Origin of the sequence: Streptococcus infantis, from assembly GCF_047463655.1 — a bacterium.
In the GTDB taxonomy this organism is placed as follows: Bacteria; Bacillota; Bacilli; order Lactobacillales; family Streptococcaceae; genus Streptococcus; species Streptococcus infantis_Z.
In genome coordinates this window covers 66,272-89,388 of record NZ_JASHDM010000002.1, presented here as the reverse complement: position 1 = coordinate 89,388, position 23,117 = coordinate 66,272, and the positions used below count along the sequence as shown (strand labels likewise).

The 23,117-nt window shown below is 41.6% G+C and carries 16 protein-coding genes and 3 pseudogenes; 18 read left to right on the top strand and 1 reads right to left on the bottom strand.

The window, feature by feature from the left end; translation table 11 throughout:
- The first annotated feature begins 80 nt into the window (after positions 1–80).
- From QM877_RS02790 to QM877_RS02755, 8 genes are all read left to right on the top strand, one after another.
- The gene (locus QM877_RS02790) at positions 81–641 is read left to right on the top strand and encodes a redoxin family protein (RefSeq protein ID WP_414273992.1); all 561 of its coding nucleotides are present in this window, start codon (positions 81–83) and stop codon (positions 639–641) included.
- A gap of 9 nt (positions 642–650) precedes the next feature.
- Entirely contained in the window at positions 651–1,766 is a 1,116-nt protein-coding gene (msrB, locus tag QM877_RS02785; RefSeq protein WP_414317510.1) for a peptide-methionine (R)-S-oxide reductase MsrB, read from the top strand.
- Between the two features lie 316 nt (positions 1,767–2,082).
- Positions 2,083–2,874 (top strand): ZmpA/ZmpB/ZmpC family metallo-endopeptidase, encoded by a 792-nt coding sequence (locus QM877_RS02780; RefSeq protein ID WP_414317509.1) that lies wholly within the window; start codon positions 2,083–2,085, stop codon positions 2,872–2,874.
- Positions 2,875–3,006: 132 nt separating this feature from the next.
- The gene (pabB, locus tag QM877_RS02775; RefSeq protein ID WP_414317508.1) at positions 3,007–4,728 is read left to right on the top strand and encodes an aminodeoxychorismate synthase component I; all 1,722 of its coding nucleotides are present in this window, start codon (positions 3,007–3,009) and stop codon (positions 4,726–4,728) included.
- Complete coding sequence (locus QM877_RS02770) at positions 4,729–5,346, top strand: alpha/beta fold hydrolase (protein WP_414315675.1); 618 nt, start codon at positions 4,729–4,731, stop codon at positions 5,344–5,346.
- A gap of 48 nt (positions 5,347–5,394) precedes the next feature.
- A complete protein-coding gene (locus tag QM877_RS02765) occupies positions 5,395–6,354 on the top strand; it encodes an ROK family glucokinase (RefSeq protein ID WP_414317507.1) in 960 nt (319 codons plus the stop codon).
- Between the two features lie 97 nt (positions 6,355–6,451).
- Positions 6,452–6,886, top strand: a complete 435-nt coding sequence (locus QM877_RS02760) for an HD domain-containing protein (RefSeq protein WP_414317506.1) — start codon at positions 6,452–6,454, stop codon at positions 6,884–6,886.
- Between the two features lie 52 nt (positions 6,887–6,938).
- Complete coding sequence (locus QM877_RS02755; protein ID WP_049526234.1) at positions 6,939–7,778, top strand: thymidylate synthase; 840 nt, start codon at positions 6,939–6,941, stop codon at positions 7,776–7,778.
- Positions 7,779–7,894: 116 nt separating this feature from the next.
- Here QM877_RS02755 and QM877_RS02750 read toward each other — a convergent pair whose 3' ends face one another.
- Positions 7,895–8,065 carry a DUF3042 family protein gene (locus QM877_RS02750; protein WP_049526232.1) on the bottom strand — a complete coding sequence of 57 codons (171 nt, stop codon included), beginning with the start codon at positions 8,063–8,065 and terminating at the stop codon, positions 7,895–7,897.
- 120 nt (positions 8,066–8,185) lie between these two features.
- Between QM877_RS02750 and miaA the strand changes: the two genes are divergently transcribed.
- The 10 genes and pseudogenes from miaA (at position 8,186) to QM877_RS02700 (ending at position 23,029) form a co-directional block, all read left to right on the top strand.
- Entirely contained in the window at positions 8,186–9,070 is an 885-nt protein-coding gene (miaA, locus tag QM877_RS02745) for a tRNA (adenosine(37)-N6)-dimethylallyltransferase MiaA (RefSeq protein ID WP_414317505.1), read from the top strand.
- Entirely contained in the window at positions 9,063–10,301 is a 1,239-nt protein-coding gene (gene hflX, locus QM877_RS02740; RefSeq protein ID WP_414317504.1) for a GTPase HflX, read from the top strand. Before miaA ends, hflX begins: the two co-directional genes overlap by 8 nt.
- On the top strand, positions 10,294–10,917 hold the full coding sequence (locus QM877_RS02735; protein WP_414317503.1) for a cystathionine beta-lyase: 624 nt from the start codon (positions 10,294–10,296) through the stop codon (positions 10,915–10,917). Before hflX ends, QM877_RS02735 begins: the two co-directional genes overlap by 8 nt.
- Before the next feature lie 14 nt (positions 10,918–10,931).
- Positions 10,932–11,861 (top strand): ribonuclease Z, encoded by a 930-nt coding sequence (gene rnz / locus QM877_RS02730; RefSeq protein WP_414317502.1) that lies wholly within the window; start codon positions 10,932–10,934, stop codon positions 11,859–11,861.
- 20 nt (positions 11,862–11,881) lie between these two features.
- Positions 11,882–12,637 carry an SDR family NAD(P)-dependent oxidoreductase gene (locus tag QM877_RS02725; protein ID WP_414317501.1) on the top strand — a complete coding sequence of 252 codons (756 nt, stop codon included), beginning with the start codon at positions 11,882–11,884 and terminating at the stop codon, positions 12,635–12,637.
- 155 nt (positions 12,638–12,792) lie between these two features.
- The gene (locus tag QM877_RS02720) at positions 12,793–14,541 is read left to right on the top strand and encodes a glycoside hydrolase family 13 protein (RefSeq protein WP_414317500.1); all 1,749 of its coding nucleotides are present in this window, start codon (positions 12,793–12,795) and stop codon (positions 14,539–14,541) included.
- Between the two features lie 14 nt (positions 14,542–14,555).
- Positions 14,556–15,102, top strand: a pseudogene (locus tag QM877_RS02715) (SMI1/KNR4 family protein).
- Between the two features lie 607 nt (positions 15,103–15,709).
- Positions 15,710–15,877 (top strand): annotated as a pseudogene (locus QM877_RS02710) (YSIRK-type signal peptide-containing protein); the annotation flags it as partial.
- A 210-nt stretch (positions 15,878–16,087) separates the two neighbouring features.
- A pseudogene (bgaA, locus tag QM877_RS02705) lies at positions 16,088–22,202 on the top strand (LPXTG-anchored adhesin/beta-galactosidase BgaA); the annotation flags it as partial.
- Complete coding sequence (locus QM877_RS02700; RefSeq protein WP_410530778.1) at positions 22,178–23,029, top strand: SIALI-17 repeat-containing surface protein; 852 nt, start codon at positions 22,178–22,180, stop codon at positions 23,027–23,029. The pseudogene bgaA and the gene QM877_RS02700, both read left to right, overlap by 25 nt.
- Positions 23,030–23,117: the final 88 nt, after the last annotated feature.

The following is a 23,117-nucleotide window of genomic DNA, read 5'->3' as shown; positions in this document are numbered from 1 at the left end:
GTATTTTTAGCAAGGTAGGTATATAATAGAACTATAAAGTGAATATCTATATTCATATAACAAAAAAGAAGGTGATGAAAATGAAAAAATGGCAAGCAACTGTATTGGTCTGCACTAGTCTGTTTTGTCTATCGGCTTGTAAAAATCAGACAACAAGCGAAACTGATAAACAAAATGGAGACAAACAAGCGCAAGTTAGCTCTCAGGTAGCAAAAAAAGGAGAAGTAGTTCCAGATTTTGAACTCATGGGAGTTGATGGGAAAAACTACCATCTATCAGATTACAAAGGTAAAAAAGTCTATCTCAAATTTTGGGCTTCCTGGTGTTCTATCTGTCTAGCCAGCCTCCCTGATACCGATGAGCTGGCTAAAGAAGAAAGCGATGATTATGTTGTTTTGACAGTCGTTTCTCCTGGTCAAAAAGGCGAGCAAGCAGAAGAAGGCTTCAAGAAATGGTATCAGGGCTTGGACTATAAAGATTTACCAGTATTGTTAGACCCTTCGGGACAACTTTTGGCGAGTTACGGAGTTCGTTCTTATCCGACTCAGGCTTTTATCGATAAAGAAGGCAAACTAGTCAAGACCCAGCCAGGTTTTATGGACAAAGAAACTATTTTACAGATGCTAAAAAGCATAGATTAGAGGCTCATCATGAATGATAAATTAAAAATAATTGTATTCATTGGAATCATCATTTGCATTATTATTGGATTTTTATTTCTTTTGGAAAAAAGGAGCGCAAGCTACACAGATACCACTCAAATCGAGAAGGCAGCAGTTAGTCAAGGGCAAAAAGTCACGAAAAAAACTCAATCAAGTAAAGATGCTGACTTACATGATATCTATCTAGCTGGAGGTTGTTTCTGGGGAGTTGAAGAGTATTTTTCTCGAGTGGCAGGTGTGACAGATGCTGTTTCTGGCTATGCGAATGGGAGAGGAGAAACAACACAGTATGAATTGATCGGCCAAACCGGGCATGCTGAGACTGTTCATGTGACCTATGATGCCAATCAAATCTCTCTAAAAGAGATCTTGCTTCATTATTTCCGCATTATCAATCCAACTAGTAAAAATAAGCAGGGAAATGATGTGGGGATTCAGTATCGGACTGGTGTCTACTATAAGGACGAGCATGACCTAGAAGTCATCAATCAAGTTTTTGAACAAGTTGCTCAGAAATACGACCAGCCTCTAGCGGTTGAAAAGGAAGCCTTAAGAAATTTTATCGTGGCTGAGGACTACCACCAAGACTATCTCCAGAAAAACCCTAATGGATATTGCCATATCAATGTCAATCAGGCAGCCTATCCGGTCATTGATGCAAGTCAATATCCAAAACCGAGCGACGATGAATTGAAAAAACTTTTGTCTTCAGAGGAGTATGCCGTGACTCAAAATGGTCAAACAGAACGTGCCTTTTCAAATCGTTACTGGGATAAATTTGAAGCAGGTATTTATGTGGATGTTGCGACTGGCGAACCTCTCTTTTCTTCGAAAGATAAATTTGAGTCGGGTTGTGGTTGGCCAAGTTTTACCCAGCCGATCAGTCCAGATGTTGCGACCTATAAGGAAGACAAGTCATACAATATGGTCAGAACAGAAGTCAGAAGTCGAACAGGGAATTCTCACCTAGGACATGTCTTTACAGATGGACCTACAGAAAAGGGTGGGCTACGATATTGTATCAATAGTCTCTCCATTCGCTTTATTCCTAAGGATCAAATGGAAGAAAAGGGCTATGGCTATTTGTTGGATTATGTTGAGTGATCTTGAAATTATTAAAAAGAGTTTACTAGAAATATATTTTAATTCATAAGAAGTGTAGAGTTTGGATTTTAGAAGTAGAATGTCTTTTAAAATAGTTTTCTTTTTAATAAAAGAAAAATGAGGTCTGGCAATTTAATCGAACGTGTTGGGATCACTCCTGAAAATTTTTGATTTTGAAAACAAGTAAGGTGAAGGCCATCAGGGTGAATATGGCGCTCTCGGGCTCAATATGGCATACATGCGACCAAATGATGGGGATCAATGGTACAATCCTGATCCAACCAAGTTGCAAACACGCCAGTAGATTGACCACTACATGAAAGGTTATAATGAGGCCTTGATGCTTCTAGATTATCTGGAAGGGGAACGAGTTCTCGCTAAGAATGATCTGGCTTTGAAGAAGGCTTGGTTCAGCAAGATGACCAAGCAAATGCGCTATCAGGACCAGGATAATAAACTCCTTGCTCCAAACCAGTGGGACTATGTCCGTCCATTGACAGATGAGGAAGCCAAGACTCAGCTAAATTCTGTGGATGATTTAATCAAACATAACATCATCACCAATAGGCATTATCAGGGAACTTACCGACCAGAAGAACTCAAGACAGCTTATGTCAATGTCAAGATGGTGGATGCTATCTATGGTGGAAATACAAGTCAGGGAGCTCCAGGAGCCATCTCCTTCAAGCATAATGCCTTCCGTATGTGGGGTTATTATGGCTACGAAAATGGTTTCCTAGGCTATGCTTCTAATAAATACAAAGATGAAGCCTTAAGCGAGGGACGTGACACCCTTGGGGATGATTTCATTATCCAGAAGGTTTCGAAAGGCAAGTTCCAGAACTTGGAAGAATGGAAGAAGGCTTGGTTTGACGCTATTATTGCTAAGGCAAAACGAGGAATCCATAGTTTTGAAATTGATGGTCAGCAAATTGATTCTTATGAGAAATTGCAAGACTTGTTTGACCAAGCAGTAGAAACGGATTACCGAAACTTTAAGTATGGTGGTTCAGTTGCCAACTATACAGTAGCCCTGAAGAAAAAAGTCTTCCAAAAACTATTGCAGGTGACAGATGCCTTTTCATCTGAATTCTTTCCCAAAGGATAGATAAAAGTTGAAGTGATAAAAGAGTCTACTATTTTTAGATTTTCTTAGGAAGTGACATCTACTTTATCATTCTCAAAGAATAAAATTGCCAGATCTCCTGTTGGGGTCTGGCTTTTATGGTATACTTAGGATATGCATAGAAAAACAGTGATTGATTTTAGGGCTTTGGGTGAGCGATACACCTTTACCCAGCCTATCAAAGAGTTAAAAACCAGAGATTTAGCAGAAGTAACAGACTTGCTAGCTCAAGTGGAAAGCTACCAAGAACAGGGCTATTATGTGGTGGGTTATGTCAGCTATGAGGCTGCGCCAGCTTTTGAGGAGAAGTTGGCGGTTCACTCAGGTCTCTTGTTAGGAGAGTATCTCCTCTATTTCACTATTCATGACAGCGTTGAAAAATCTAGCATTCCTCTGACTTATGAGGAGGTGGATTTGCCATCAAACTGGCAGGAAGTAACATCTGCTGAGGACTATGAAAAGGCTATTGCCCAAATTCACCATCATTTAAGACAAGGGGATACTTATCAGGTAAATTATACTGTCCAACTCAAGCAGGAGTTGTCTGCCAATCCTTTTGCTATCTACAATCGCATGGTAGTAGAGCAGGAGGCAGGTTACAATGCCTATGTTGAGCATGACGACATGGCAGTAATTTCCATGAGTCCAGAACTCTTTTTTGAACAAAATGGCCGTGAATTAACGACTCGCCCTATGAAGGGGACGACTAAACGTGGCTTGACTGATGCTGAAGACTTGAAAGAGGCAGTTTGGTTAGAACAGGATCCCAAAAATCGCTCAGAAAATATGATGATAGTGGATCTCTTGCGCAATGACATGAATCGTCTGTCTGAGGTGGGAAGTGAGCATGTGGAACGTTTATGTCAGGTGGAACAGTATTCAACGGTTTGGCAGATGACTTCGACCATCAAGAGTCAGTTACGACCGGATGTTGATCTAGTTGAAATTTTCCGTTCACTCTTTCCATGTGGTTCTATTACAGGAGCTCCCAAGATAGCGACTATGGAAATTATCAAGGACTTGGAGCCCCAACCCAGAGGAGTTTATTGTGGAACTGTTGGTCTCTTGCTTCCCAATGGCCGACGGATTTTCAATGTGGCTATTCGAACCATTCAACTGCATAGAGGGCAAGCCATCTATGGAGTCGGTGGAGGCATCACTTGGGATAGTACTTGGGAGTCAGAATACCGTGAAGTCCAGCAAAAGGCTGCTGTTCTTTACCGCAAACAGCCTCGTTTTCAGCTGATTACGACCGGGAAAATCAGCCAGAAAAAATTACTCTTTGAAAAGCAACATCTAGAAAGACTGCAAAAGGCTAGTCGTTACTTTGCCTTTCCATTTGATGAAGCTGGTTTGAGACAAGAAATAGAGAAGGAGTGTCAAGTTTGTGACCTCCATCAAGACTACCGTTTGCGAATCAGTCTCAGCAAGTCTGGAGAAATAGAAATTGATCGACAAGTATTGACACCACTTAGTTCTAGCTTCTGTCAGGCTAAACTTTGTCTACAGGATGCTGATTTGCAGCAGGCCTTTACCTACTTTAAGACGACACACCGACCACATTTGACAATGGGAGAGCAGGAAATCATCTATTACACTGTTGGTGGAAAATTGCTTGAAACTTCTATTGCGAATCTGGTTTTAAAAATGGATGGGAATCTCTATACACCGCCAAGTCAACTAGGTTTTTTACCAGGGATTTATCGTCAACACTTGCTTGAAAGCGGACAAGTAGAAGAGAAGATCTTGACCATAGAAGATTTGAAGCGCGCAGAAGTTATCTATGGTTGTAATGCAGTTAGAGGCTTGTATGAGTTGTCAGTAAAGGAGAACTAAATGAAACTAATATTTTTGCATGGCTTAGGTCAGTCAGCAGATAGTTGGAAAGAAGTTCAGGATTTTCTTGCAGATTATCCCTCTGAAGCCCTTGACTTATTCCCTACTGGAGTTACTAGCTATCAAGAAGCCAAGGAGCGCATTTATCAGCGCTTAACAGTGGAAACAGAACCTTTTGTCCTAATCGGTTTGTCCTTAGGGGCTACCCTCGCACTGGAGCTTTCAAGTTATGATATACCAAATCTTCAAGCCTTGGTTTTGTCAGGTTGTCCATTGAAACTGGCGGGCAATATCCTTTTTTACATTCAGTTGCTGATATTTAAATTGCTTCCAAAAAGGATATTTGAGAAACAGGGAGCAGATAAAGCTCTTATGGTTGGAGTTTCTGAGGAATTAAAAACACTTGATTTAAGAGAGATTGCACGGAATTGTCCCTATCCAAGCTTGTTAATTTGTGGTAGTCAGGATAAGCCAAATCTTAGTTCAATGAAAAGTATTCATGAACTGATGCTAAATTCCCAGTTTCAGATCATTCCTGAGGGACCTCATGTCCTAAATAGGGCAAAACCCAAAGAGTTTGCAGAAATAACTAGAAGTTTTCTTGAATTGCTGAAATAAGTTTGATAAAATAATAATGAAAGTGATAATATCATAAAGGAGACAAAGATGAGTCAAAAAATTATTGGGATTGACCTTGGTGGAACTTCTATCAAGTTCGCAATTTTAACGCAAGAAGGAGAAATCCAAGAAAAATGGTCTATTAAGACTAACATTTTGGATGAAGGAAGCCATATCGTAGATGATATGATTGAGTCTATTCAGCATCGTTTGGACTTGCTTGGATTGGCAGCAGCAGACTTCCAAGGTATTGGAATGGGATCACCTGGTGTGGTTGACCGTGAAAAAGGGACTGTTATCGGTGCCTACAACCTCAACTGGAAAACTCTTCAACCAATCAAAGAAAAAATGGAAAAAACCTTGGGTATTCCATTCTTTATCGACAATGACGCCAACGTAGCTGCTCTTGGTGAGCGTTGGATGGGTGCTGGTGAAAACCAACCAGACGTTGTCTTTATGACTCTGGGTACAGGTGTTGGTGGCGGTATCGTGGCAGAAGGAAAATTGCTTCACGGTGTTGCAGGTGCTGCTGGTGAACTTGGACACATCACAGTTGACTTTGACCAACCAATCCCATGTACTTGTGGTAAAAAAGGCTGTCTTGAGACAGTAGCTTCAGCGACAGGTATCGTCAACTTGACTCGTCGTTACGCAGATGAATACGAAGGCGAAGCAGAGTTGAAACGCTTGATTGATGACGGAGAAGAAGTAACAGCTAAAACTGTCTTTGATTTGGCAAAAGAAGGAGACGACCTTGCCTTGATCGTTTACCGTAACTTCTCACGTTACTTGGGTATTGCATGTGCCAACATCGGTTCTATCCTAAATCCATCAACGATTGTTATCGGTGGTGGTGTATCAGCTGCAGGAGAATTCCTCCTTCAAGGTGTGCAAAAGGTTTATGATGAAAATACCTTCCCACAAGTTCGTACAACAACGAAATTAGCTCTTGCTACCCTAGGAAATGACGCTGGAGTTATCGGAGCAGCATCACTTGTATTGCAATAAAGCACATGAATCAAGAGCTTGGTTATTGATCAAGCTCTTTTTAAGTTGAAGTTGTTAGAATAAAGTAATAACTCAATAATGATAGGAGGAGTTTTGGATGAATACTGCAGAACAATCCATGGTTGATTTAGCCTTGTCTATTGCTAGGCAAGCTCATGAAGGGCAACTGGATAAGGCAGGAGTAGATTATATAGAACATCCAATCTATGTAGCAAGCCAAGTTGATACTGAAGAAGAAAAAGCAGTGGCTCTGCTACATGATGTTATAGAGGATAGTCCTGTTTCAGCTGAAGAATTACTAATTGCAGGTTTACCAGAGGAAGTTGTTACTGCTGTTCAGGTTTTGACAAAGAAAAAGGAGCAAGATTATCAAACATATCTGGAAACTGTGAAGAAAAATCTTCTTGCAAGAGTAGTAAAATTAGCTGATCTAAAACATAATTCAGATTTATCGAGATTGTCTTCTATTACTGCAAAGGATAGGGAAAGATTGAAGAAATATAAAAAGGCCATTGATTTTCTGAGCAGGTAGAAAAATCCTTTTTATGCTATACTAGTTAAGACAATAATTGAGGTGAGAGCAAATGACAAAAGCAGATACGATTTTTAAAGAAAATATCGAGCGAATCTTGAATGAGGGTGTGTTTTCCGAGCAAGCACGTCCCAAGTATAAGGATGGAACAGTAGCTAACTCCAAGTACATCACAGGTGCTTTTGCGGAGTACGATTTGTCTAAGGGGGAATTTCCCATCACGACCTTGCGCCCCATCGCAATCAAATCAGCCATCAAGGAAGTACTTTGGATCTACCAAGACCAGACCAATAGTTTGGAAGTTCTTAATGACAAGTACAATGTCCACTACTGGAATGACTGGGAAGTGGGAGACACAGGTACTATTGGTGAGCGTTATGGGGCTGTGGTTAAAAAGCACGACATCATCAATAAAATACTCAAACAGTTAGAAGCTAATCCTTGGAATCGTCGTAATATCATCTCTCTCTGGGATTACCAAGCTTTTGAGGAGACAGATGGTCTTCTGCCTTGTGCCTTCCAGACAATGTTTGATGTCCGTCGAGTAGATGGGGAAATTTATCTGGATGCGACCTTGACGCAACGCTCGAATGATATGCTGGTGGCTCATCATATCAATGCTATGCAGTATGTGGCTCTTCAGATGATGATTGCTAAACACTTTGGTTGGAAAGTTGGAAAATTCTTCTACTTTATCAATAACCTTCACATTTATGACAATCAATTTGAACAAGCTCAGGAATTGCTTCGTCGTGAGCCTTCAAACTGCCAACCACGTTTGGTCTTAAATGTACCAGACAAGACCAACTTCTTTGATATTAAAGCAGAGGATTTTGAGCTGGTTGATTATGATCCAGTCAAGCCACAGTTGAAGTTTGACTTGGCAATTTAATACTCTCTGAAAATCTCTTCAAACCACGCTAGATTCCTAGTTTCCTATTTGGTTTTTATTGAGTATAAAAGAATAGAAAAAAAGAAGTTGAGAAAAATCCCAACTTCTTTTGTATTTTAACGTGATACGCGACGACGCGCTGCTTTCTTACGGTTTTCTTCGATGAAAGCTGCTTTTTGTTCTTCTGGTTCGATCACTTTCTTTTTAACTGCGTATACTGCACCTGCAACTGCAGCGACAGTTCCTGCAATACCTGTTACAAGACCTTTAGCGAATCCTTTAGCCATGAGTATTCCTCCTTTAACTTATAAATCAGCCAGCTACCTCAAGAGGTCGCATTTTTCTGACTGACCTTTTTGTGATATAATAATAGTAACGAAAAAATGGGAATTTTTCAAGGAAAAAAGATGAAAACAAAAATAATTGTGATTGTTGGACCGACTGCAGTTGGAAAAACAGCTCTAGCCATTGAAGTTGCAAAGCGTTTTAATGGCGAAGTGGTTAGTGGCGATAGTCAGCAAGTCTATAGAGGTCTAGATATTGGGACAGCCAAGGCTAGTCCAGAGGAGCAGGCAACTGTCCCTCATCATTTGATTGATGTGAGAGAAGTAACCGAGTCTTACTCGGCTTTTGATTTTGTTTCAGAAGCTAAGGCGGCCATTGAGGATATTCAAAGTCGAGGTAAGCTCGCTATTATTGCAGGTGGGACAGGACTTTATATCCAGAGTCTGCTAGAAGGATATCATTTAGGTGGGGAGACACCTCATGAGGAGATTTTAGCTTATCGTGCTAGTCTAGATCCTTTTTCAGATGAGGAGTTAGCCCATCTTGTAGAGCAAATAGGCCTTGAAATTCCCCAGTTTAATCGTCGTCGTGCCATGCGTGCCTTGGAAATTGCCCATTTTGCTCAAGACTTGGAAAATCAAGAGACCTTGTATGAACCTCTGATTATTTGCTTGGATGATGAGCGTAGTCAGCTTTATGAACGGATTAACCACCGTGTGGATTTGATGTTTGAAGCTGGACTATTGGATGAAGCTAAGTGGTTGTTTGAACATTATCCAGATGTGCAGGCTGCTAAAGGGATTGGCTATAAGGAACTCTTTCCCTATTTTCGAGGGGAGCAGAGCCTGGAGGAGGCTAGTGACAGTCTCAAACAGGCGACCCGTCGTTTTGCCAAGCGCCAGCTAACCTGGTTCCGTAATCGCATGCAGGTGACCTTTTATCAGATAGGAGAATCTGGTGTGAGAGACCGTATTTTAAGCCAGATTGAGGAGTTTTTAAATGATTGAAACGGAGAAAAAAGAGGAGCGGGTCCTGCTTATTGGTGTTGAACTCCAGGGCATGGATAATTTTGACCTCTCCATGGAAGAGCTGGCTAGTCTGGCTAAGACGGCTGGTGCAGTCGTAGTCGATAGTTACAGACAAAAACGTGAAAAATACGACTCCAAGACCTTTGTCGGAACTGGTAAGTTGGAAGAAATTGCGCTCATGGTGGACGCAGAAGAAATCACGACAGTCATCGTCAATAACCGTCTGACACCACGGCAAAATGTTAACCTCGAGGAAGTTCTGGGTGTCAAGGTCATTGACCGTATGCAGTTGATTCTGGATATCTTTGCTATGCGAGCTCGAAGTCATGAAGGGAAACTCCAAGTGCATTTGGCTCAGTTAAAATATCTCTTGCCTCGCTTGGTTGGTCAGGGGATTATGCTCAGCCGTCAGGCTGGGGGAATTGGTTCCCGTGGACCTGGTGAAAGCCAGCTGGAGCTGAATCGTCGTAGTGTTCGCAACCAGATTACAGATATCGAACGTCAACTCAAGGTGGTTGAGAAAAATCGAGCGACAGTTCGAGAAAAACGTTTGGAGTCAAGTACTTTTAAGATTGGTTTGATTGGTTACACAAATGCTGGTAAGTCAACTATTATGAATGCTTTGACTAGCAAGACCCAGTATGAGGCAGATGAGCTCTTTGCGACTCTGGATGCGACGACTAAGAGCATCCATCTTGGTGGCAATCTACAGGTAACCTTGACAGATACCGTTGGATTTATTCAAGACTTACCAACCGAATTGGTGTCAAGTTTCAAGTCGACCTTGGAAGAAAGCAAGCATGTAGACCTTCTGGTTCATGTTATCGATGCCAGCAATCCTTACCATGAGGAACATGAAAAAACAGTTCTTTCCATCATGAAAGACTTGGACATGGAGGATATTCCTCGCTTGACCCTTTATAATAAAGCGGATTTGGTGGAGGACTTTACGCCTACCCAAACGCCGTATGCACTGATTTCTGCCAAGTCTGAGAATAGTCGCGAACAGTTGCAGGCTTTATTGCTGGATAAGATTAAGGAAATTTTTGAACCCTTTACTTTGCGCGTGCCTTTTTCTAAGTCTTACAAGATTCATGATTTGGAGAGTGTTGCTATCTTAGAAGAACGTGACTACCAAGATGACGGCGAAGTCATCACAGGCTTCATTTCTGAGAAAAATAAATGGAGATTAGAAGAATTTTATGACTGATATCAAATCATTAGCTCTCAAGTATGGTGGCTATACAAGTTTAGACAAGGTCTATCTGGACCAGCTTTTAGCTGGTAGGTCTGAAGAGGAACAGCTAGCCCTTATCACTCCTCCACCCAGCGTGGTTAATGCCTACTTTGCCGAGCTCTACCAGAAAAAAAGTCCTCAAGCTGCGACCGATTATTTTGCAGAAGTCAGCCAAGAACTGAACCTCTATAATGCTGAGCCAAATTTCACGGAAGAAAGCAGGCCCTTTATTCGTCTTAATCTGTCTGGTAAATCCTTTGGCTTTTGCTACGAGAAAGAAGGATTAGCTCGCATTTTCTCAGAGAACGAGGAAGCAATTACGGATGAATTACTCTTTGAGATTGCGCAAATTTTTCCCCATCAGCTAGTTTTTGTGGAGTCTGGGAAGATTTATATGAAGGCAATCGGAGAAGAGGAAGTTGTTAGCGTGGAAAATCTCACAGCTTTGACAGATCTGGAAAGTTTAGCAGATGGTCGCAAACGTCTCAAAGGCTATAGTCAAGAGGATTTACTACAAGAAGCTAGAGCTTTTTCTGGCAAGCTTTATTATCGCTCGGAAAATAGAACTGCTATGTTATATATTGATTAATTAGAAAGTATCGAATGGATATTCAATTTTTAGGAACGGGGGCTGGTCAGCCCTCTAAAGCCCGCAACGTTTCAAGTCTCGCCCTGAAACTCTTGGACGAGATTAACGAAGTTTGGCTCTTTGACTGTGGGGAAGGAACGCAAAATCGCATTCTGGAAACTACGATTCGACCACGGAAGGTCAGCAAAATCTTTATCACCCACTTGCACGGAGACCATATTTTTGGATTGCCCGGTTTTCTCTCTAGTCGTGCCTTTCAAGCTAATGAAGAGCAAACAGATTTGGAAATCTATGGTCCCCAAGGCATCAAATCTTTTGTCTTGACCAGTCTACGTGTGTCAGGTTCACGCCTGCCTTATAAGATTCATTTCCATGAATTTGACCAAGATTCTCTAGGGAAAATTCTTGAAACAGATAAATTCACGGTGTATGCGGAAGAGTTGGATCACACTATTTTCTGTGTGGGTTATCGTGTCATACAAAAGGATCTAGAAGGGACCTTGGACGCTGAAAAACTAAAGGCTGCTGGTGTACCATTTGGACCGCTTTTTGGAAAAATCAAAAACGGTCAGGATGTTGTATTAGAGGACGGCACCGAGATCAAGGCAGCAGACTACATCTCAGCTCCACGTCCAGGTAAGATTATCACTATCTTGGGTGATACTCGAAAAACGGATGCCAGTGTGCGTCTGGCTGTCAATGCGGATGTTCTTGTCCATGAGTCGACTTATGGCAAAGGAGATGAAAAAATTGCTCGCAATCACGGTCACTCAACTAATATGCAGGCTGCGCAGGTGGCAACAGAAGCAGGAGCCAAACGACTCTTACTCAACCATATCAGCGCCCGTTTCCTTTCAAAAGATATCAGCCAGTTTAAGAAAGATGCGGCAACGATTTTTGAAAATGTCCATGTGGTCAAAGACTTGGAAGAAGTGGAAATTTAAGTTTCACAGAAAGGATAAGTATGTCTACTATTCTCATTACAGGAGCCAGTGGTGGTCTAGCCCAAGAAATGGTCAAACTCTTGCCAAATGACCAACTCATTTTACTTGGTAGAAATAAGGAAAAACTAGTTCAGCTATACGGAAATCATCCTCAGGCAGAATTGGTCGAGATTGATATTACCGATGAGCAAGCCTTAGAAGGACTGGTAGCTGAACTTTACCAACGTTATGGCAAGATTGATGTTTTGATTAATAACGCAGGTTATGGAATTTTTGAAGATTTTGACAAGATTTCTGATCAAGATATTCATCAGATGTTTGAGGTTAATACCTTTGCTCTCATGAATCTATCTCGTTTGGTTGCTTCTCGCATGAAGGAAATGCGAAAAGGTCATATCCTCAATATCGTCAGTATGGCAGGATTGATAGCGACTAGCAAGTCCAGTCTCTACTCAGCGACCAAGTTTGCGGCCATTGGTTTTTCAAATGCTTTGCGCCTTGAACTCATGCCCTATGGTGTCTATGTGACAACTGTTAATCCAGGACCTATCCGTACAGGATTTTTTGACCAGGCTGATCCGGATGGAACCTACCTTAAATCGGTTGACCGTTTTCTCTTGGAACCTGACGCAGTAGCCCAAAAGATTGTTAAGACCATAGGAAAAAACAAACGGGAACTCAATCTCCCAGTATTGCTCCATTTAGCCCATAAATTTTATACTCTTTTCCCTAAGCTAGCAGATAAGTTGGCTGTAGAAACCTTTAATTATAAGTAGAATCATATTCGCACCTCAAGAGCCAGTAAACACTGACTTTTGGGGTGTTTTATTATCAAATATCTCCCAGTATTGCAAATCAAATTTTAAAATAGTATACTAGAACTAGCAATTATGAAAACGTTTGCGTTTTTATTAATTTTAGGAGACAAGACATGGAATTAACAGCCATTTATCATAGACCAGAATCAGAGTATGCTTATCTGTATAAAGAAGATCAGCTACATATCCGAATTAGAAGCAAGAAGGATGATGTCCAGAAGGTCATTTTACATTATGGAGATCCTTTTATTTTCATTGAGGATAAGTATGAATCTAAGAAAGAAATGACCAAAGTAACCTCAGATGCCTTATTTGATTATTGGCAGGTTACGGTATCGGTTAATTTTGCACGGATTCAGTATCTCTTTGAACTCCTTGATAAGGAAGGTCAGGGTGTCTTCTACGGAGATAAAGGCTGCGTGGCACATACTCAAGAAAACTTGGATGCCGAAGGAAATGGCTTTAAACTTCCTTACATTCACGAAATCGATGGTTGTCAGGTTCCAAGTTGGGTTTCAAATACTGTTTGGTATCAGATTTTCCCGGAACGCTTCGCTAATGGAAACCCAAAGTTGACTCCTGATGGAGCTCGAGAGTGGAATGCAGAGATTGAACCTGAAAGAGATGACTTTTTTGGTGGAGACTTGCAAGGGATTATCGACCATCTAGACTATCTAAAAGATTTGGGAATTACTGGACTTTATCTATGTCCGATTTTTGAAGCTACAACTAATCACAAGTATGATACGACGGATTATTTTGAGATTGACCGTCACTTTGGAGACAAGGAAGTCTTTCATAATCTAGTAGAGGAAGCCCATAAACGGGGCATCAAAATCATGTTAGATGCAGTGTTTAACCATATCGGAGATCAGTCAGCCCAATGGCAGGATGTTCTAAGGAATGGAGAAAATTCCCCTTATAAAGATTGGTTCCATATTCAAGAATTTCCAGTTACTGAGGATAAACTTAAGAATCCAAGAGAATTGCCATACCATACCTTTGCTTTTGCCAGCTATATGCCTAAGTTAAATACAGCTAACCCTGAAGTCAAAGACTATCTTTTGAGGGTTGCAACCTACTGGATTGAAAATTTTGATATCGATGCTTGGCGTTTGGACGTTGCAAATGAAATTGACCACCAGTTCTGGAGAGATTTCAGAAAGGCAGTTCTTGCTAAAAAGCCTGATTTGTACATCTTAGGTGAAATCTGGCATACCTCACAACCTTGGCTACAAGGAGACGAGTTCCATGCTGTTATGAACTATCCACTCTCTGAATGTATCAAGGATTATTTCTTGCGTCAGCATAAAAAGACAGAGCAGTTTATTTCAGAAATCAATAGCCAGTCTATGTACTACAAGCAACAAATCTCAGAAGTGATGTTTAACCTTCTGGATTCTCACGATACGGAGCGTATCCTCACAACTGCTAATGGAAATATCCAACATGTCAAGGCAGCCCTAACTTTCCTCTATCTTCAAAAAGGGACCCCTTGTATCTATTACGGAACAGAGCTGGCACTTAAAGGGGGACCAGACCCTGACTGCCGTCGTGTCATGCCTTGGGACCGTGTTTCTGAGGACAATGATATGCTGAATTTCATGAAGAAATTAATTAAGGTCCGTAAGGAAATTTCAAGCATTATTCAATATGGAACCTATAAGCTAGAAGAAGTGAAACCAGATGTTCTAGTTTTGAAATGGAACTATGAAGGGAAAGAAGTTCAAGCCATCTTTAACCAGTCTTCTGAGAATTTTGTTTTAGATAGAGATTCAGTTGATTTAGCTAGTCATTGCCAGCTTGAAGATGGACATCAAGTCATCTTACCAGCTGGATTTGTGGTCTATATTTCTGAGTAAAAAGGATTAAAATAATGGCACTCAAGGAAGTTTATGATTATTTTCGTCACTATGATAAGGAAACTTATCAGGTTGTCGCCTGTATGGGCAATGAACCATCGGAAGAAGACGTTCAGGACTTTGAAAATCAATACGGTATTCGTCTGCCAGAAGATTTCAGGGAATTCACCATGTCATCTCTGGGAGGTCTCTTTATGGAGGTCAGAGAAGAGCTATGGCCAAGAGCCAAGGCTTACGATGTAGCCCCTTTTTGGACCTTCTGCCGAGGTATCAAGGTCTTGGGGATCTCCAGACTTCTTAGACATTCGAATAAAAACCAAGGAATTACATGATTTAGGATTTGTTGACTATATTCCATTTCTGTCTATCATCGGGGATGGAGATGTGATTTTCTGCTTTGATAAGGACAATCATATAGTAGCTCTAGATTGGTATAATAGTGGCGAAACTGAAGAGCTTGAATGTGATTTTTCAGAGCTTTTGCTTCAGCAAATTGCCGAGCTTGAAGAACGAAAAAATGAGATGGTCAAGCTTTTGGAAAAGGGAAAATCTAGTCAATAATCTAATAGGAAATGTTAGTTTGATAGTCCGTAAAAGAGGTTGGGACAAAAGATCCCGACCTCACTTTTTATTAGCAATCAAACTTTGACGCGGTAGCTGATTGAACTTTTTGTTCGTCTTTTATACTCTTCGAAAATCTCTTCAAACCACGTCAGCGTCGCCTTGCCGTAGGTATATGTTACTGACTTCGTCAGTTCTATCCACAACCTCAAAACAGTGTTTTGAGCTGACTTCGTCAGTTCTATCTACAACCTCAAAGCAGTGCTTTGAGCAGCCTGCGGCTAGCTTCCTAGTTTGCTCTTTGATTTTCATTGAGTATTAGACTCCAAAAAGCTCCTAATCATCCTCGCGGGGCTGGGACTACGAAATCGAGACTTTGTCTATCGATTTCTGTCCCACCGCCTTTTTTAGTAAAATCATTCACTAAATGTACATTCAGATTTTTAAACTTTTCTACAAATTATAGAAAAAAGAATCAAAAGTATGATTTTTATGCTGCCAGTATTGAAGTTTCTTATATTATTTTATAAAATAGAAGCAAAATACTACTGAAAAAGTAGAGCGCTTACATAAAATTGGAAGCGGTTACGAATATAAGGAGGATCTTATGAGAAAAGATCATTGGAATCGAAAAAGAGTGTACAGTATCCGAAAATTTACCGTTGGAACTTGCTCTGTAGTCATCGGTACTTGCTCAGTCTTATTTGGAGCAAGTGTAGCTGGTGCAAACCCAGTTTCAGCTGATGAAACTCCAATTGCAGTTGCTGCAGAAAAAGTAGCGGATGATTCTCATAAAGAGGAACTTGGTGAAACAAGAAGTCCAGAACAGCCAGCATCAACTGAATCAGCTGCAAGTGAAGTTGCTACACCAGCTCATGAAGTTGAAAAGGCACAGGACGACCAAACTGTACAATCAGATTCTGATAAAAAAGTGGATTCCATCTTAGATAAGAAACCTCAAGCAATTACTCAAGATCAATCTGCTCAAACGGAAAAACCGGACCTAAAACCGGCTACCAGCGAGGAGGTAAATCAATTGGTTGAGGACCGTAAAGTAGAATTTAACCAAAACTGGCATTTTAAACTCAATGCCAATGCAAAAGACGCTATCAAACCAGATGCAGATGTATCAAGCTGGAAGAAATTAGACCTTCCTCATGACTGGAGTATCTACAATGACTTCGATCATGATTCTCCTGCCCAAAATGAGGGTGGACAACTCAATGGTGGTGATGCTTGGTATCGCAAGACCTTTAAACTTGATGAAAAAGACCTTAACAAGAATGTTCGTCTGGTCTTTGATGGAGTTTATATGGATTCGCAAGTCTACGTAAACGGTCAGCTAGTTGGTCACTATCCAAATGGTTACAACCAATTCTCATATGACATCACTGACTATCTCAATAAAGACGGTCGTGAGAATGTCGTAGCTGTACATGCGGTCAATAAACAACCAAGTAGCCGTTGGTATTCAGGAAGTGGTATTTACCGCGATGTTACCCTTCAAGTCACAGATAAGGTTCATGCTGAGAAAAATGGAACAACTATCTTAACACCAGACCTTGAAAAACAACAAAATGGTAAGGTTGATACTCATGTAACAAGTAAGATTGTCAATACAGATGACAAAGATCATGAAATTGTTGCTGAATACCAAATTATTGAAAGAAATGGTCAGGCTGTAACGGACGTAGTTCGTACAGATAGCCAAGTCTTGAAAGCTCATCAATCAACTAGCTTGAATGCTATTTTGCAAGTTGAGAAACCAAAACTCTGGACAGTTCTTAACGATAAACCAGCTCTTTATGAATTAGTGACTCGTGTTTATCGTGACGGCCAATTGGTAGATGCTAAGAAGGACTTGTTTGGTTACCGTTACTATAACTGGACACCAATTGAAGGCTTCTCTTTGAATGGTGAACGCATTAAATTCCATGGTGTTTCTCTTCACCACGACCACGGAGCTCTAGGGGCTGAAGAAAACTATAAGGCAGAATACCGTCGTCTGAAACAGATGAAGGATATGGGTGTGAACTCTATCCGTACAACCCACAACCCAGCTAGTGAGCAGACTCTACAAATTGCGGCAGAGCTTGGTTTGTTGGTTCAGGAAGAAGCTTTTGATACTTGGTATGGTGGTAAGAAACAGTACGACTACGGCCGTTTCTTTGAAAAAGATGCCACTCACCCAGAAGCTAAAAAAGGTGAAAAATGGTCTGATTTTGACTTGCGTACCATGGTCGAAAGAGGCAAGAACAACCCAGCTATCTTTATGTGGTCTATCGGTAATGAAATCGGTGAAGCTTCAGGAGATCCACATTCTCTAGCGACTGTTAAGCGTTTGGTCAAGGTCATCAAGGACGTTGACAAGACTCGCTATGTCACTATGGGAGCAGATAAATTCCGTTTCGGTGATGGTAGCGGTGGACATGAAAAAATCGCTGATGAACTCGATGCGGTTGGATTTAACTATTCAGAAGACAACTACAAGAAGCTTCGTGCGAAGCATCCAAATTGGTTGATTTACGGTTCAGAAACTTCTTCAGCAACTCGTACTCGTGGTAGCTATTTCCGTCCAGAAAGTGAGCTAGTTCATAGCAACCAAGCTTACCGTCATTATGAGCAATCAGACTATGGTAATGACCGTGTTGGTTGGGGTAAAACAGCCACTGCATCATGGACTTTTGACCGTGACAATGCTGGTTATGCTGGTCAGTTTATCTGGACAGGTACCGACTATATCGGTGAGCCTACTCCATGGCACAACCAAAACAACACACCAGTTAAGAGTTCTTACTTTGGTATCGTAGATACAGCTGGCATTCCTAAGAATGACTACTACTTGTACCAAAGCCAATGGGTTTCTGCTCAGAAGAAACCAATGGTTCACCTCCTTCCTCACTGGAACTGGGAAGATCCTACTCTGAAAGCAAATGTAGCGGACGCAGATGGTAAGATTCCTGTTCGTGCATTTTCAAATGCTGCCAGTGTGGAACTGTTCTTGAATGGTGAGTCTCTAGGTAAGAAAACCTTTAACAAGAAACAAACAAGCGATGGCCGTACTTACCAAGAAGGTGCCAATGCAAATGAACTTTACCTTGAGTGGAAGGTTGCTTATCAACCTGGAACCTTGGAAGCAGTAGCTCGCGATGAGGCTGGTAATGAAATTGCTCGTGATAAGGTTACGACTGCTGGTGAGCCTGCGGGTGTTCGCTTAGTTAAAGAAGAAAATGCTATCGCAGCAGACGGAAAAGATCTCACTTATATTTACTACGAAATCGTTGACAGTGCTGGTAATGTAGTTCCAACTGCCAATAACCTTGTGCGCTTCCAGTTGCATGGACAAGGTCAAATTGTCGGTGTGGATAACGGTGAACAAGCAAGCCGTGAACGTTACAAAGAGCAAGCTGACGGTTCATGGGTTCGTAAGGCTTTCAATGGTAAGGGGGTTGTCATTGTCAAATCAACTGAGCAAGCTGGTAAATTTACCTTGACTGCTCATTCTGATCTCTTGAAATCTGATCAAACTACAATCTTTACAGGTAAGAAAGACCAAGCTGAAAAAACTGTCTTGGGTACAGAAGTTGCTAAAGTCCGTACTGTTATCGGTCAAGCACCAAAAATGCCTAAGAAGGTAGCATTTATCTACAGTGATGGTAGCCGTACAAAACTTCCAGTAGAATGGTCAGCAGTTGATGTCAATGAACCAGGAATTGTGACTGTTAAGGGTGTAGCAGATGGACGTGATGTAGAAGCGCGTGTTGAAGTCTTGGCTCTCGAAGCAGAATTGCCTGTAGTCAAGAGAATCGCTCCAAATACAGACCTAAATTCAGTTGACAAATCTGTTTCCTACGTATTATCAGATGGTACTGTAGCAAGCTATGATGTTAATAAGTGGGAAATTGCAGCTGAAGATCAAGCTAAACTAGCAATCCCAGGCTCTCGCATCCCAGCAAAAGGTATTTTAGAAGATGAAGAAATCGCTGCGACCTTGGTAGTTGCAGAAGGGGAAGCTGCTAATCCAGTAGTTCCAAGTGTAACTGTAGCAGATCAAGCGGTTGAAGGTCTTTCAACAGACCAACCTGTAAAATATCACAAGCTTGCTTATGGAGCAGCCTTGCCAGAGGTCAAAGCTACAGCTGAAAATGCTCAAGTGACAGTTATTCAAGCTAATGAAGCAAATGGTATGCGTGCAAGCATCCATGTTCAACCAAACGATGGTGGCCCACTACAAACTTATGCTATCCAATTCCTACAAGAAGCTCCACAAATCGAGCGATTGAGCTTAGAGGTAGAGAACGAGTCTGCACTTAAAGAAGACCAAACAGTTGGTATCAAGGTCTTGGCTCACTACCAAGATGGTACTCAGGCAGTCTTGAAGGCTGATAAGGTTAGCTTCTCAACTTCAGGTGAGGGAGATGTAGCTGTTCGTAAAGGTATGCTTGAATTGCACAAACCAGGTCAAGTAACTCTGAAAGCTCAATTTGAGGGAGCAGAAGGTCAGATTGACTTGAACATTCAAGCAAATACTGAAAGCAAAGTCGTCCAAGCCATCCGTCCAGTTAGTGTCGTGACAGGTTTGAACCAAGAACCAAGTCTACCTGCTACTGTAACTGTAGAGTATGACAAAGGATTTCCGAAGGTTCACAAGGTGACTTGGCAAGCAGTTGCTAAGGAAGACCTTGCTAAATACCATAGTTTTGAAGTCCTAGGTAAAGTTGAAGGGATCGAGAAAGAAGCTCATGCTAAGGTATCTGTCGAAGGTATCATTGCTGTCGAAGAAGTGAGCGTAACTACTCCAGTTGCAGAAGCTCCTCAACTACCAGAGAGCGTTCGTACTTACCACTCAAATGGCCAAGTCTCTTCAGCTAAAGTAACTTGGGACGCAATTGAACCAAGCCAATACGCACAAGAAGGCAAGTTTACTGTGACAGGACATGTTGAAGGTACTCAACTACCAACTAAACTTCATGTTCGTGTGTCTGCTCAGACAGAAACTGGTGCTAATATTTCTGACCAGTGGACTGGTTCAGAATTGCCACTTGCCTTTGCATCAGACTCAAATCCAAGTGACTCAGTAGCCAATGTCAATGACAAACTAATTTCATATAACAACCAACCAGCAAACCGCTGGACAAACTGGAACCGTACAAGTGAAGCATCCGTAGGAATTCTCTTTGGTGACTCTGGTATCATGTCTAAACGATCAGTTGATAACCTCAATGTAGCCTTCCACGAAGACCACGGTGTTGGTGCACCTAAATCCTATGTCATCGAATACTATGTCGGTTCAGAAACTCCAACAGTTCCTAAGAATCCAAGCTTCGTAGCACGCGAAGACCATGTCTTTAATGACGATAAAAACTGGAAAGAAGTAACAAATCTCAAGGCTCCAGATCAAGTCAGAGCTGGAGAAATGACCCACTTTAGCTTTGATAAAGTCAACACTTACGCAGTTCGTATCCGCATGGTTAGACCAGATGGTAAATGGGGAACTTCTATTACAGAAATGCAAATCTTCTCTAAACAAGTAGCTGCAGCTAAGAATGCTCAAGCACAAATCCAAGTAGATGGAAAAGATTTGCCAAACTTTAACCCAGGCTTGACTGACTACTATCTAGAAGCAAGCCAAGGAAAAGCTCCAGCTGTTACAGCAAGTGTCACTGAAAATGGTATTGCAACAGTTGTACCAAGCGTAGGTGAAGGAGATCCAGTTCGTGTTGTTGTCAAGGCAGAAAATGGAGATATCCTAGGTGAATACCGCCTACACTTCACAACTGATAAAGAGTTGCTCGCAAGTAAACCTGTTGCTGTTGCCAAATCATCTCGCTTGGTTGCTAAAGGACAAACCCTTGAGTTACCAGCAAAAGTTCCTGTCTACTTCACAGGAAAATCTGACTATGAAGTGAAAGACTTGGCTGTTGACTGGGAAGCAGTTCCAGCAGAGAATCTAACAAAAGCAGGTGAATTTACAGTTCATGGTCGCGTTTTGGGTACTGATTTAACTGCTGAAGTAGCTGTTCGTGTAACAGACAAACTCGGTGAAAACCTTTCAGACAACCCAGACTTCGATGATGATAGCAACCGTTCATTTGCCTCAGCAACTAACGATATTGATCCAAACTCTCATGACCGTGTAGATTATGTTAACGATGGTTCAGATGATGAAACCCGTCGTTGGACTAACTGGTCTCCAACTCCATCTGAAAATCCAGAAGTTTCAGTAGGGGTTATCTTCAGAGAAAATGGTAAGATTGTTGAACGTACAGTAGCTGAAGGAAGCATTCGCTTCTTTGCAGATAGTGGAACAGATGCACCTTCTAAACTTGTTCTAGAACGCTATGTGGGACCAGAATTTGATTCACCAGAATATTACTCTAACTATCAACCATACGATCCAGAACATCCATTCAACACTCCTTCTAACTGGGAGAAAGTTGAATACCGTGCGGATCAAGAAGTTCAAGCAGGAACTGACATCCATGTAACCTTTGCACCGGTCAAAGCTAAAGCTATGAGATGGCGCATGGACAGAAAAGCAGACAAGAAGGGTGTGGCTATCACTGAAATGGCCTTTATCGCACCAAGTGAAGCACCTAAAGACAATACAGCTTCTAAACTTCTAGTAGATGGTAGAGAGCTTGCTGACTTCTCTGAAGCTCGTGTGGATTACCAAGTAACCTATAGTGGTAACCGTCCTAAAGTGACCGTTGAAGCTGGTGAAAACGTAGCGGCAACAGTTGTCGATAGTGGTGACGATAAACTTCCAGTATTGGTACGTCTCGTTTCAGAAAGTGGTAAACACGTTAAGGAATACCGTATCCAATTGACCAAAGAAAAGGTTGAAACTGGAAAAGTTGCCCCAGCTGTTCAGGAAGAGCTTCCTAGCCTAGAAGTTGTTGAAGAAGCTCTCAGCTTCAAGACAGTGAAGAAAGAAGATCCAACTCTAGCAGAAGGTGAAACTCGTGTGAGTCAAGAAGGTCGTGAAGGTAAAGAACGTATCCTGACTGAAGTAGCAGTAGATGGAAGCCGTACTGAAAAACTTCGCGAAACTATTGAAGCACCGCAAGATGAGATTGTCTTAGTCGGAACTAAGAAAGAAGTATCTGGTAAAACAGATCCAGCTATCCATGAGGTTCCAGAATTTACTGGTGGAGTAAATGGTGTCGAAGCAGCTGTTCATGAAGTTCCAGAATACACTGAAGCTATTGGCACAGCAGGCGATGAAGCAGCACCAGTAGTAGAAGTCCCAGAATTCAAGGGTGGCGTTAACGCAGTCGAAGCAGCTGTTCATGAAGCTCCAGAATACACTGAAGCTATTGGTACAGCAGGTGATGAGGCAGCACCAGTAGTAGAAGTCCTAGAATTCAAGGGTGGCGTTAACGCAGTCGAAGCAGCTGTTCATGAAGTTCCAGAATACACAGGAGCTATTGGCACAGTAGGCGATGAAGCAGCACCAGTAGTAGAAGTTCCAGAATTCAAGGGTGGCGTTAACGCAGTCGAAGCAGCTGTTCATGAAGTTCCAGAATACACAGGAGCTATTGGCACAGTAGGCGATGAAGCAGCACCAGTAGTGGAAATCCCAGAATACACAGGCAGTGTCAATGGAGCAGAAGCAGCTGTTCATGAAGTACCTGAGTTCACTGGTGGCGTTCCTGGTGGAGAAGGGACTACTCACCAAGTTCCAGAATACACAGGTGGTGTCAATGGCTCAGAAGGAGCTATCCATGAACTTCCAGAATTCAAAGATGAGCAGTCACAAGTAGCTCTTGCTATGTCACAAGACAAGACCTACCAAGCACCTGCAAGTCATCAAAATATCCTCCCTAAAACAGGTACTAAGGAAAATGCAACCCTTGCAACAGCAGGTGTTGTAGGAGCATTACTTGGTCTCTTTGCAATGGGAAAGAAAAAAGAAGACGAATAAGATGATGTAAAAGCATCTAAGTCATAGAGATTGGTTCAAGAGACTAATCTCGACAATAAAAAGTGGACAAAACTAGTTTTCTGATAAA